The following is a 13,275-nucleotide window of genomic DNA, read 5'->3' as shown; positions in this document are numbered from 1 at the left end:
AGCATCTGCTGGATAGGAGAGCTGCCATGGACGATTCGGGCCTCATTGCCACCACCGCCGCCACGCCCACCGCAACGCGGCCCTTGCTGGGACAGACAATTCTGGTTGTTGAAGACAGCCGATATGCCTGCGACGCGATCCGCCTGATGTGCCTGCACAGCGGCGCACGTATCCGACGCGCTGACTGCCTGAAATCGGCACGGCGACACCTGCAAATCTATCGCCCTTCGGTCATTCTGGTTGATATGGGCCTGCCCGACGGGTCCGGAGCCGACCTGATCGCCGAACTGGCCGAAGCTTCACCACGGATCAGCGTGATCATGGGCCTGTCGGGCGACGACGCCACCGAAAGTCTGGCGCACGCAGCCGGGGCGGACGGATTTCTTTCCAAGCCAATAAAATCATTGTCTTATTTTCAGAAGTCCATTCTGGAGCGCCTGCCCGAGGATCGACGCCCAAGCGGGCTCCACTCGGTTCGAGATGAAGTCATCCGCCCCGACCCGATGGCCTATCAGGACGATATGGCGCATATCGCCGATGTCCTTACCGGGCCCAACGATCATCGCACGTGGGATTACGCTGCCCAGTTCCTGCAAGGGGTCGCACGGGAAGCCGATGACAGACCGTTGGCAGAAGCCGCCCGAAAGCTGGCGCTGTCACGGGCGAACGGCGCACCGATCACCGCGCAGGCAGCGCAGGTCGCCGGCATGGTGCAGAACCGCCTGGAACAAAGAAAGGCGATTTGACGTGATTGCAGCCTACTTCATCACTGCAACGCTTCTGTGCATCTGGGCCTATCGCCAAACACGGCATGCTGCACGTTCAATTCGTGTCAACCGAGGTGATTTGAACAACCCGCTGGACTGACCCGCGAATACTCGCTGGCATCAAAATGAAACCGCCCGCTAAATGCGGGCGGCTCTCGTTCAGTCCTGCGGAATGAGGCGCAAACCCAGTTCCATCAGCTGATCTGACGTCGGGTCCGACGGCGCATGCATCATCAGGTCTTCGGCCCGCTGGTTCATCGGGAACATCATGACCTCGCGGATATTGGCCTCATCCGCCAACAGCATCACGATCCGGTCGATCCCTGCAGCGCAGCCACCGTGCGGCGGCGCACCGTAGTGGAAGGCGTTGAACAGGGCACCAAATCGGGATTTCACTTCATCCTCGCCATAGCCCGCCAGTTCAAAAGCTTTCAGCATGATTTCCGGCTTGTGGTTCCGGATCGCACCCGACACCAGTTCGTATCCGTTGCACGCCAGATCGTATTGATAGCCGCGCACATCCAGCGGATTGCCCTGCAGCGCTTCCATGCCGCCTTGCGGCATCGAAAACGGGTTGTGCTCAAAGTCGATAGCGCCGGTTTCTTCGTCTTGCTCGTAGATCGGGAAATCAACGATCCAGGCAAAGGCAAAGCGGTCCTTCTCGGTCAGGCCAAGCTCATCCCCGATCACTTCGCGCGCTTTGCCTGCAACCTTTTCAAAGGCTTTCGGCTTACCACCCAGGAAAAATGCAGCATCGCCGACCCCCAGACCCAATTGCTGACGGATTGCCTCGGTCCGTTCGGGGCCGATGTTCTTGGCCAGCGGACCTGCGGCTTCCATCCCTTCGCCCTGATCACGCCAGAAGATGTAGCCCATCCCCGGCAGACCCTCTTTCTGGGCAAAGGCATTCATTCGGTCACAAAACTTACGGCTGCCACCGGTTGGCGCGGGGATAGCGCGAATTTCGGTACCTTCCTGTTCGAGCAGTTTTGCGAAAATCGCAAAACCAGACCCGTGGAAGTGGTCAGAGACCACCTGCATTTTGATGGGATTCCGCAGGTCGGGCTTGTCCGTGCCGTACCACAGCGCCGAATCCTTGTAGGAAATTTGCGGCCAGTCCTGATCAACCTTGCGGCCACCGCCGAACTCTTCGAAGACGCCGGCCAGAACGGGCTGGATCGTGTCGAACACATCCTGCTGCTCGACAAAGGACATCTCGAGGTCGAGCTGGTAGAAATCGGTGGGTGAGCGGTCGGCGCGCGGGTCTTCGTCGCGGAAGCAGGGCGCAATCTGGAAATACTTGTCGAAGCCCGAGACCATGATCAGCTGCTTGAACTGCTGCGGGGCCTGCGGCAGTGCGTAGAACTTGCCCGGATGCAGGCGCGACGGCACCAGAAAGTCACGCGCGCCTTCGGGCGAGGATGCGGTGATGATCGGCGTCTGATACTCACGGAACCCCTGATCCCACATACGCTTGCGCATGGAGGCCACAACGTCCGAGCGCAGGGTCATGTTGCGCTGCATCGCCTCGCGCCGCAGGTCGAGGTAACGATAACGCAGGCGCGTTTCCTCGGGGTATTCCTGATCGCCGAACACCATCAGCGGCAGTTCCTCCGCAGCCCCCAGAACTTCCAGTTCGCGCACGTAAACCTCGATCTCGCCGGTGGGCAGTTTCGGGTTCACCAGTTCGGCGGCACGCGCCTTGACGGTTCCGTCGATGCGGATGCACCATTCGGAACGCACCTTTTCCAGCGCAGCAAAAGCGGCGCTGTCGCCATCGCACAAAACCTGTGTCACACCAAAATGATCGCGCAGGTCGATGAACAGGACGCCCCCGTGATCTCGGACCCGATGCACCCAACCGGACAGGCGAACGGTTTCACCGACATCGGCGGCGGTCAGTGCGGCGCAGGTGTGGCTGCGATAGGCGTGCATGGATCATATCCCTTCGGGCGCAGAATTCGTCGCGCCGATACACCCTGTCAGGCCCGGAAAGTCAAGGCGGGTCGCCCTGTCAAAACGGCCTTTGCACGTTGCCTGAGTAGAAATAGACACCCAGCCCGACCGCAAAGATGATATTACCCACAATCACGTGCAACAGCACCGCATAGAAGAACGAGCCGCGCTGCCTGTAGGCCCATGTAAACAGCAGCCCGCCCGCAAATGTCATGAGGGCGACAATCCAGCTCCAATGCATCAGATGCGCGAACGAGAAGATTGCAGCATTCAGCACATAAGCCGCGCGCCCCTCTGGCAAGATCGCGTGATAACACTGGAAGTATAGTGGGCGGAACAGCACAACTTCGCGAAGCGACCAGTTGGCCCAATCATAGCGCAGCTCGGCCCATTGAATGCCCGGTGTCCAATGCAGCAGCAATATCCCATCCCGGTCAGGGCAAACAGTGCCGGAAACATCCTGTTCGTAGGAAACAAAACCGCGATGATCAGCGGCGGGACAATATTAAACAGGCCGAACTCAACCCTTAACCGCGGCAATGCAACCGGAGACCCGACCATCGCACCTTCTTTGATCACGTGTATATCAGCTCCACCCGGATCAGCCCGCGCAGTGAATTGCCCATGTAGGCAGTTTGCGCATTTTTCAGGTCGCTCAAGGTCAGCACGGCCTCGGACACCGTTTCTTTATCCAGCAACTCTTCGCGCAATATGCCAGGCAACAGACCGCTGGACAGCGCAGGCGTCAGAATACGGCCATCCCGCTTTTCGACGAAAAGGTTGCTGATGGTGCCCTCACACAGTTCATCAAGCTCATTCAGGAATAACACTTCGTCTATGCCATCCGTCAGCGCGGCGCGGGCATCGTCATATAGGGCGCGGCGGCTTGTCTTGTGACGCAGCCAAAGATCATTGGAAGCCAGCCGCTGATCAGACAGGGCTATGCGCCAGACCGGAGGGTTGCTGGCCAGAACCCCGGTCGTCAATTCGAATGCACCCGATGCATCCAACGTCAAACGACAACGCAAGGGGGTGTCGCCCAACGCGCCATCCAGCGCGGCGGTCGCTGCATCCGGGTTGAAGGGAAGGCCAAAGGCCGCAGCGGTTCGGGCCATGCGCGCAAGGTGACGGTCTTTTCGGACAAAGCCCTGATCTGGCCGAAACGCCAGCGTTTCGATCAGGCGGAAATCAGGCTCAGCTGGCGGGCGAAGCGGGCTTTCCATAGCGCCTCCTCATATTCTGCCGGGGCGGTACTGTCCCAGACAAGGCCCCCGCCCACGTTCAGGGTGGCCTGATCGCCTTCCAGCATCAGCGTACGAATGGCCACGTTGAACTCGGACCGGCCATCAGGCGCGGCCCAGCCGATGGTGCCACAATAGATGTCGCGCGGCCAGGGTTCCAGCCCGGCCAGAATTTCCATGGCGCGAATTTTGGGGGCGCCCGTGATCGAGCCGCAGGGAAACAACGCCATCAATATATCGCTGAGCCCTGCGCATTTGAGCAACTGGGCCCGGACAAGTGAAACCATCTGATGCACGGTCGCATAGGTTTCGACCTTAAACAGTTCAGGTACATGAACGGAACCGGGCAGCGCGACACGGCTGATATCGTTGCGCAGCAGATCGACGATCATCAGGTTTTCCGCCCGGTTCTTTTCGTCCGTGGTCAGAAACGACCGGCGCCGCATATCCTCATCCGGGTCTTCGCTGCGCGGCTGGGTACCCTTCATCGGTCGTGTTTCGATCTTTCCATCCGTGTCCGTGCGGAAGAACAACTCCGGCGAGCGGCTGAGCAAATCGGGCAACCCGACCTGCTGCACCAGCGCGCCATGCCCAACGGGCTGCCCCGCTGCCAGTGCCGCATAAAGGGCTTCACTGCTGCCCGAGACGGTCAGATCAATCGGAAAGGTCAGGTTCGCCTGATAGATATCACCAGCACCGATGGCATCATGCACCACTTGAAAGGCTTCGCCATAACGCGCCTCATCCCAGCGCGGCTGAAACACGCGCACCTCGCCCGCAGGCGTCGGTAAAGCAACCCGATCCGGTGCGCCGTAAACCCCAAAGCACAGCAGGGGCAACCGACGCGCATCCGGCAAAAGATCGATCAGCCGGGGTTCAAGCACATATCCCAGTTCATAGCTGGCATAGCCAGCCAGCCATGCCCCGTCCGCGCGCGCCTCATCCAGCGCCGCCAGAGCCTGGGGCACGTCCTTCGCAGTATCCGCACGGATAATCCGAGACGGACGCTGAAACCGGGCTCCGCGACCGGCTGGTCCCTGATCAAAACGAATACGCAACTGCATCCTCTTTTGCCGTGAAGGGCGATATAGAGAATACTCTGGCAGGGGAAAGGGGGGAAAGCGGCAATTTCGCTTCTGTTTCCGATACCCCTTGAACCTTTCTGCGTGGTCCCTATAACCCACGACAATTTGGGCGCTTGGGCGGTGCCCGCGACTCGTGCAAAATCGAAGGGGCCAGGCCATGCCGAAGAGAACCGACATCAAGTCGATCATGATCATCGGGGCGGGTCCCATTGTTATCGGTCAGGCTTGCGAGTTCGACTATTCTGGAGCGCAGGCCTGCAAAGCCCTGCGCGAAGAAGGTTACCGGGTTATTCTGGTCAACTCGAACCCGGCGACAATCATGACTGACCCCGGACTTGCCGATGCCACCTATATCGAGCCGATCACGCCCGAGGTCGTCGCCAAGATCATCGAAAAGGAACGCCCTGATGCCCTGCTGCCCACAATGGGCGGGCAAACCGGTCTGAACACCTCGCTCGCGTTGGAAGAGATGGGGGTGTTGGACAAGTTCGGTGTCGAGATGATCGGTGCCAAACGCGACGCCATCGAGATGGCCGAGGACCGCAAATTGTTCCGCGAGGCGATGGATCGGCTGGGGCTGGAAAACCCTAAAGCCACCATCGTGACCGCCCCCAAGAAGGCCGACGGCTCTGCCGATCTGGACGCAGGTGTCCAGATCGCTCTGGACGAGCTGGAGGAAATCGGCCTGCCTGCCATCATCCGCCCGGCCTTTACCTTGGGCGGCACAGGCGGCGGCGTGGCCTATAACCGCGAGGATTATATCCATTTCTGCCGCTCGGGCATGGATGCCTCGCCTGTCAACCAGATCCTCGTCGATGAAAGCCTGCTGGGCTGGAAAGAATACGAGATGGAAGTGGTGCGCGACACCGCCGACAACGCCATTATCGTCTGCTCCATCGAAAACGTCGACCCGATGGGCGTGCACACGGGTGACTCGATTACCGTGGCCCCTGCCCTGACGTTGACCGACAAGGAATACCAGATCATGCGCAACGGCTCGATCGCCGTGCTGCGCGAGATCGGAGTGGAAACCGGTGGCTCGAACGTGCAATGGGCGATCAACCCCGATGATGGCCGCATGGTTGTGATCGAAATGAACCCGCGCGTGTCGCGCTCTTCGGCGCTGGCCTCCAAGGCGACGGGTTTCCCAATTGCCAAGATCGCTGCGAAACTGGCCGTGGGTTACACGCTGGACGAGCTGGACAATGACATCACCAAGGTCACGCCTGCGTCGTTTGAACCTACCGTCGACTATGTCGTCACCAAGATCCCGAAATTCGCGTTTGAGAAATTCCCCGGCTCTGAGCCTTATCTGACCACTGCAATGAAGTCGGTGGGTGAGGCGATGTCCATCGGCCGCACCATTCACGAATCCATGCAAAAGGCGCTGGCCTCGATGGAGTCCGGCCTGACCGGGTTTGATGAGATCGAAATTCCGGGGCTGAGCATCGGCCTGTGGGATGAGGTCGAAAGCAGCGACGACAAGGCACATGTCATCAAAGCGATCAGCAAGCAGACCCCCGACCGCCTGCGCACTATCGCACAAGCCATGCGTCATGGCCTGACCGACGACGAAATCTTCGGCGTTACCAAGTTTGACCCCTGGTTCCTGGCCCGCATCCGCGAGATCATCGAAGCAGAGCGCACCGTGCGCAAGGACGGTTTGCCAGTGACCGAAGAAGGCATACGAAAGCTCAAGATGTTAGGCTTCACCGATGCGCGTCTGGGCAATCTGTCTGGCCGCAGCGAAGATAACGTACGCCGCGCCCGCCACAATCTGGGCGTCACCGCGGTCTTCAAACGCATCGATACCTGCGCCGCCGAGTTCGAAGCGCAAACGCCCTATATGTACTCGACTTACGAAGCGCCGATGATGGGCGATGTCGAATGCGAGGCACGCCCAAGCGACCGCAAGAAGGTCGTTATTCTTGGTGGTGGTCCGAACCGGATCGGTCAGGGGATCGAGTTCGATTATTGCTGCTGCCACGCCTGCTATGCGCTGACCGAGGCCGGGTACGAGACCATCATGGTCAATTGCAACCCCGAGACAGTCTCGACCGACTACGACACCTCGGACCGTCTGTATTTTGAGCCGCTGACCTTTGAACACGTCATGGAAATCCTGACGAAGGAACAGGAAAATGGCACGCTGCACGGTGTGATCGTTCAGTTCGGTGGGCAAACTCCGTTGAAGCTGGCCAACGCGCTTGAGGCCGAGGGTATTCCGATTCTGGGTACCACACCGGACGCAATTGACCTGGCCGAAGACCGCGAACGGTTCCAGGCGCTGGTCAATGAACTGGGCCTGAAACAGCCCAGAAACGGCATTGCCTCGACCGACGAAAAGGCGCTGGAGATTGCGGAAGAGATCGGTTTCCCGCTGGTCATTCGCCCCTCTTACGTTCTGGGCGGTCGTGCTATGGAAATCGTGCGCGACATGGATCAGCTGCGACGCTATATCAACGAGGCCGTTGTGGTCTCGGGCGACAGCCCCGTACTGCTGGACAGCTATCTGGCGGGCGCGGTCGAACTGGACGTAGACGCCCTGTGTGACGGCACCGATGTCCACGTCGCGGGCATCATGCAGCATATCGAAGAGGCGGGCGTCCACTCGGGCGATTCCGCCTGTTCGCTGCCGCCCTATTCACTGTCGAAAGAGATCATCGGGCAGATCAAGGATCAGGCGTTCAAGCTGGCCAAGGCGCTGAATGTCGTTGGCCTGATGAATGTGCAATTCGCGATCAAAGATGATGAGATCTATCTGATCGAAGTGAACCCGCGCGCGTCGCGCACCGTACCGTTTGTTGCCAAGGCCACCGACAGTGCGATTGCGTCGATTGCTGCACGCATCATGGCGGGCGAGAAGCTGGCCAACTTCCCGATGCGCCCTCCCTATCAGGAAGGCAAGGACACCAAGATCGCGGACCAGATGACGCTGGCCGATCCGGACATGCCGTGGTTCTCGGTGAAAGAAGCTGTCATGCCCTTCGCCCGTTTCCCCGGCGTCGACACCATCCTTGGCCCGGAAATGCGCTCGACCGGCGAGGTGATGGGCTGGGACCGTGACTTCCCACGTGCGTTCCTCAAGGCGCAGATGGGCGCGGGCATGGTGTTGCCGTCCTCTGGCCGTGCGTTCATTTCGATCAAGGATGCCGACAAGGGCAAAGCCATGCTGGAAGCGGCGCAAGTTCTGGTTGACCAGGGCTTTACGCTCGTGGCCACGCGCGGCACCCAAAGCTGGCTGGACGAACAGGGTGTTGCCTGTGACGTGGTGAACAAGGTGTACGAAGGCCGCCCGGATGTTGTGGACATGCTGAAAGACGGTCAGGTGCAGCTGGTGATGAACACTACCGAAGGCGCGCAGGCGGTTGAGGACAGCAAGGCCATCCGCTCGATCGCGCTGTATGATAAGATCCCATATTTCACCACCGCAGCAGGTGCCAACGCCGCTGCACTGGCGATCAAGGCGCAGGCTGAAGGCGACGTCGAGGTGAAATCGCTACAGGGGTAAAGACCCCTGACCCAAACGAAAAAGCCCCAGAGGAAACTCTGGGGCTTTTCTTTATTTCCAATGCTTTACGTAGGTATTTCCGTCGTTCTCTTTCGTTCGTCACGGGCGAAGAACAGCAGATAGAACACCGGTGCTGCAACCATTGTCAGCACAGTGGCAAATGCCAGACCGCCCATGATCGTCACTGCCATCGAGACGAAGAACGCATCCGTCAGCAGCGGCGCCATGCCCAGAATGGTCGTGACAGCCGCCAGCATGACGGGCCGCAAACGGGACACGGATGCTTCGATGATTGACTCGCGCAGGGGCTTGCCGGTGGCGCGGACCAGATCGATTTCCTCAACCAGAACAATGCCGTTCTTGATCAGCATACCCGACAGGCTGAGCAGGCCCAGAAGTGCCGTAAAGGTGAAGGGCAGCCCTGTTCCCAGCAGGCCGATCACCACGCCGTTCACGGACATCGGCACCAGCAGCCAGATGATGATCGGCTGGCGGATCGCGTTGAACAACAGGACCGAGATCAACACCATGATCAGCAGGCTCAGCGGCAATTGTCTGCCCAGGCTTGCCTGTGCTTTGCGCGAGTTTTCGAACTCTCCACCCCATTCCATCTTGTAGCCGGGTGGCAGATCGATGGCCTCGATGGCGTCGCGCACTTCGGCGTGGACCTGTGCCGCTGTCAGGTCGGGCGGGATGTCGGCGCCGACGGTGATGGTCAGAACCCGATCACGACGGTGAACCAACGTATTGAGCGATTTGTACTCGAATCCATCCACCATTTGTTCAATTGGAACAAACTTTTCCGACTGGTCCGAGTACACGACCTGATCGACAATCGAGTAATCTCCGTCCGCGGGTCGGCGCAGGATAATCGGGATCAGGCGGTCGCGCTCACGGAACACACCACCCGTGATGCCGTCGGTCGAGAATTGCAGAGTGGCGGCGATATTTTCGCGCGTGACACCTGCTGTCTGCGCCCGTTCTGTTGCATAGATCGGTTGCAGCGCCAGTTCCTGTTCGCGCCAGTCGTGATGAACCAGCAGCGCGTTCGGCGATGCGGCTGCCATGCGCTGCACCGCCTCATCGGCAAGCTGGCGCAGCACGACCGGGTCGCTGCCCGAGAAGCGGGCCTGAATCGGATCACCACCGCCGGGGCCAAAGACCAGACGCTTGGTACCGAACTCACCTTCGGGGAATTGGACAGACCCAAACGCTTCAAGATCTGCTTGCAGCGCCGGGATGTCGTCCAGGCTTGCTGTGCGGATGACCATGTGCCCATAGCTGGGGTTCGGCTTTTCGGCTGAATATGTCAGCATGAAACGGGTAGCCCCCTGGCCGACAAAGGTCGTGACCGAGACGACGTCGTCGCGTGCTGCCAGCCACTCTTCGAACACCGCCATGTCTTCGGCTGTTCGTGCAATCGGTGTGCCCTGCGGCAGTTTGTAGTGCACAAAGAACAAAGGCGTGTTGGAGTTGGGGAAGAACTGCTGTTTCATCAGCCCAAACCCGGCATAACACACCACGGTTACGCCGACGAGACCAGCAACAACCAGCCAGCGGAAGCGCAGCGCAAAGCGCAGAATCGCACCATAGATGCGGAACAGGAGGCCGCCATAAGCGTCGATCTCGCCTGCTTTGCCCTGTTTGAAGAAGTAATGCCCCAATAGCGGCGTGACGGTGATCGCTAAAACCCAGCTGAGCAACAGTGAAATGCCGATCACGGCGAACAGAGAGAACAGGAATTCTCCGGTTGCGTCAGGGCTGAGGCCAATGCCCGCAAAGGCCATGATGCCAATCACGGTCGCACCCAGCAGCGGGATCTGGGTTTTTGACGCCACATCCTCGGCCGCATCGCGCGAGGACTGGCCGCGCAGCATGGATATTTGCATCCCTTCGGCCACGACGATGGCGTTGTCCACCAGCATCCCCATGGCGATGATCAGGGCACCCAGTGAGATTCGCTCCATCTCGATTGAGAAGAGCGACATGAACAGAAGCGTGCCGACCACGGTCAGCAGCAAGGTCGAGCCAACGACAATGGCCGCGCGCCAGCCCATGAAGATGCCCAGCACGGCGACCACGATGGCCACCGACATGGCAAGGTTCACGAGAAAGTCGTTCGAGGCCTGCTCGACCACCACATGTTGCTGATAGATCGGCAGGATTTCGACACCGAAGGGAATGCTTGTGTTCAACTCCGCGAATTTGGCGTCAGCGCGTTTGCCAACCTCGACAATGTTTTCAGTGGCCAGACCCGCGATGCCCAAGGTGAAAGCCTCGATCCCGTTGTAGCGGATGATAATGTCGGGGTCGTTCTGACGGGCGCGATAGACATCGGACATGTCAAAGAGGTTGATCACCTGCCCTTGCGAACCGACAGACAGGCCCGCAATGGCCGACACGCTGTCCGACCCTTCAGCCGTCAGGATGGTGGTGCGGTCGTTATCAGAGCGCAAGGACCCTGAGGAATTGACCGAATCCGCATTGGCAATCGCCTGGTTGATTGCTTGCAGCGGGACATTCTGGTTCACCGAAATCGCCAGATCGGGTTCGACAAAGATCGCCTCGTCCGGCAGGCCCTGAACCTCGACATCCGCAACGCCGTCAACGGTCAGCAGTTCCCGCCGCAGGAAGGTTGCCAGTTCGTGCTTTTCAGCGTCCGAGAACCCTTGGGCGGTCACCGCATAGAACAGGCCGAACACGTCGCCGAACCCGTCATTCACAAACGGTTGGCCGACGCCCGATGGCAGGCCGCGCGCGGCGTCGCGCACCTTGGCCCTGAGCCGGGTCCAGATGGCGGGCAGTTCGGTGCCGTCGTATGTCGACTTGATCTCAACCTCGATCAGGGACCGTCCGGGTTGATTGACCGAGGTGATGACGTCCACCTCGCCCATCTGCTGTATGGCGGATTCCAGCGGTTCCGATACTTCCAGCGCCACCTGTTCGGCGGTGGCGCCCGGGTATTGCGTGATGACAACCGCGTTCTTGATTGTAAAGGCCGGGTCTTCCAGACGGCCAAGCGATGTGAACCCCCAGATGCCCCCAATGAGAGCAATGAGAATGACCAGCCATGTGTAAAGCGGCCGGTCGATTGAGGCGCGGGCGATGTTCATCTGTCAGCCCCTCAGTTCGCGAAACCGGCGAACCGGCGCACCGTCTGACCATCCGTCAGCACAGCGCCCCCGGCCACAACGACCTCATCCCCATCTGACAGGCCCGTCAGCACCCGGACTTCGCCGGTTTGCGTGGGCTCGATGGTCACTGGGACGCGGCGCACGGTGCCCTCATCCGCCCCTACCGGGGAAAACACCACGACGTTCAGCGCGCCGTTTGCGTCAGCGACTACGGCGGTCGCCGGGACGACGATGCCTGTGCGGTTGTCCTGCACCTGAACGTTGACGGTAACGGAAGAACCGGGAAAGATTTGCAGCCCCTTTGGCGGGGTCAGGCCAAACTGGATCCGGAAAGTTTGACCGACGCTGGAGGTTTCCGCGTCGAATTCACGGATTTCCAGCGGGAAGACTTCGTCACTGACCGGGAATTTCGCGGTGATGAAGAAGTCGTCATTCTGGCCAGAGCGTTGAAACAGGATCTCGGGCACATCGACCACGATGCGAAGTTCCGACATGTCGTGAATGCGGACGATGGGGGTGCCCGCCGAGACGGTCGTAAACGCCTCGACCGAGCGGCTGGAGACCAGCGCGTCAAACGGCGCGGTCAACGTGGCGTGTTCCAGTTCATATTCCGCGTCGCGCAGGGCGATTGCGGCCAGCTGCGCCTCGGTCTCGGCGTCGTCCACGGCCACCTGGCTGGCGGTTGTACCGCGCAGGCGCGACAGGCGGGCGACGGTGCGGTCGGCCTGTTCCTTTTGCAGCCGCGCCCGATCAAGGCGCAGCTCGAACGGTTCCTGATCCAGGCGGGCAATCAGACCATCCTTGGGAATCATGAAGCCTTCGTTGATGGGCATCTCGACAATCTGGCCGGCAACCTGAAAGGCAAGATCAACGGTCTGGCGCGCGGCGACGCGGCCAAAGAACTGCCGCGTGAAACCCGGCGCGGTTTCGCGCACCTGCATGAGTTTCACCGGTTTCGGGGTATCTTGAGCGGCAATCGGGGTTGCCAGAATGGCCAGTGCAAGGCCCAGAGAGGTCAGGAGTTTCATTTCTTCAATCCCTCGGGAATTCCCGTTTTCAATACGTTGTCGCGGATTTTGCGCGCCAGTCGCGCGAATTCGGCAGTTTCTTGTTCGTTTAGGCCCGAGGCCCTGTGAAACAGGTCCCCGGCGGCGGCGACCAGCATGTTGCGGGCCTCTTCACCCTGCTCTGTCAGCACCAGCAACCAGGCCCGGCGGTCTTCGGGGTCACGCCGCCGCGTCAGGTAGCCCGTTTTTTCAAGGGCATCGGCTGTGGCGGTGATCGTTGACGGGACGCTTAACATATCAGCGGCCAGAACGCCCATGCGCTTGGGCTGATCCAGTTTGATCAGCATGTGGCATTCCGGGTGGCTCAGGTCTGTTTCGATACAGTCGAAGGTCTCTTCCAGTTTCCAGTACAGGGCATAGACGCCCATGATCGCCTGAATCTCGGGGCTGAGGCGGCCCAGTCTGGCGCTGATATCGTCGGGCATTGGGGGGTCTCCGCGCGGGTTACGGGGCGATATACTTCAATTTCTGAACTATTCAAGATATGAAACTGCGCCCAGGAACGAATTCCCTT

Annotated in this window: 9 protein-coding genes; 2 read left to right on the top strand and 7 right to left on the bottom strand. The window is 59.8% G+C overall.

From position 1 onward, the window contains the following. Nucleotides 1–26: 26 nt before the first annotated feature. Nucleotides 27–746, top strand: a complete 720-nt coding sequence (locus tag AC2FLZ_RS08650; RefSeq protein ID WP_480557782.1) for a response regulator — start codon at nt 27–29, stop codon at nt 744–746. A gap of 180 nt (nt 747–926) precedes the next feature. Here the strand turns inward: AC2FLZ_RS08650 and aspS are convergent, their stop codons facing one another. The 4 genes from aspS to AC2FLZ_RS08630 form a co-directional block, all read right to left on the bottom strand. Then, on the bottom strand, nt 927–2,702 hold the full coding sequence (aspS, locus tag AC2FLZ_RS08645; RefSeq protein ID WP_496882079.1) for an aspartate--tRNA ligase: 1,776 nt from the start codon (nt 2,700–2,702) through the stop codon (nt 927–929). Between the two features lie 79 nt (nt 2,703–2,781). Then, on the bottom strand, nt 2,782–3,144 hold the full coding sequence (locus tag AC2FLZ_RS08640) for a CPBP family intramembrane glutamic endopeptidase (protein WP_496715290.1): 363 nt from the start codon (nt 3,142–3,144) through the stop codon (nt 2,782–2,784). Nucleotides 3,145–3,298: 154 nt separating this feature from the next. Next, nucleotides 3,299–3,946, bottom strand: coding sequence for an aminotransferase class IV family protein (locus AC2FLZ_RS08635; protein WP_480622128.1), 648 nt, complete (start codon nt 3,944–3,946; stop codon nt 3,299–3,301). Continuing rightward, the gene (locus AC2FLZ_RS08630; protein WP_496809341.1) at nt 3,901–5,028 is read right to left on the bottom strand and encodes an aminodeoxychorismate synthase component I; all 1,128 of its coding nucleotides are present in this window, start codon (nt 5,026–5,028) and stop codon (nt 3,901–3,903) included. Before AC2FLZ_RS08630 ends, AC2FLZ_RS08635 begins: the two co-directional genes overlap by 46 nt. Nucleotides 5,029–5,206: 178 nt before the next feature. On the opposite strand from AC2FLZ_RS08630, the gene carB reads away from it, so the two are divergent. Continuing rightward, nucleotides 5,207–8,560 carry a carbamoyl-phosphate synthase large subunit gene (gene carB, locus AC2FLZ_RS08625; protein ID WP_496882078.1) on the top strand — a complete coding sequence of 1,118 codons (3,354 nt, stop codon included), beginning with the start codon at nt 5,207–5,209 and terminating at the stop codon, nt 8,558–8,560. A gap of 65 nt (nt 8,561–8,625) precedes the next feature. On the opposite strand, the gene AC2FLZ_RS08620 is transcribed toward carB, so the two are convergent. The 3 genes from AC2FLZ_RS08620 to AC2FLZ_RS08610 are packed head-to-tail and all read right to left on the bottom strand — an operon-like array spanning nt 8,626 to nt 13,186. Then, entirely contained in the window at nt 8,626–11,673 is a 3,048-nt protein-coding gene (locus AC2FLZ_RS08620; protein ID WP_496821490.1) for an efflux RND transporter permease subunit, read from the bottom strand. 11 nt (nt 11,674–11,684) lie between these two features. After that, nucleotides 11,685–12,722 carry an efflux RND transporter periplasmic adaptor subunit gene (locus AC2FLZ_RS08615; RefSeq protein ID WP_480493636.1) on the bottom strand — a complete coding sequence of 346 codons (1,038 nt, stop codon included), beginning with the start codon at nt 12,720–12,722 and terminating at the stop codon, nt 11,685–11,687. Further along, nucleotides 12,719–13,186 carry a MarR family winged helix-turn-helix transcriptional regulator gene (locus AC2FLZ_RS08610; protein WP_480475511.1) on the bottom strand — a complete coding sequence of 156 codons (468 nt, stop codon included), beginning with the start codon at nt 13,184–13,186 and terminating at the stop codon, nt 12,719–12,721. Before AC2FLZ_RS08610 ends, AC2FLZ_RS08615 begins: the two co-directional genes overlap by 4 nt. Nucleotides 13,187–13,275 lie beyond the last annotated feature (89 nt).

This window comes from Ruegeria sp. YKSF131 (assembly GCF_059612645.1).
The sequence above is the reverse complement of the archived record's forward strand: the minus strand, read 5'-3'. Positions and strand labels throughout refer to the sequence as shown.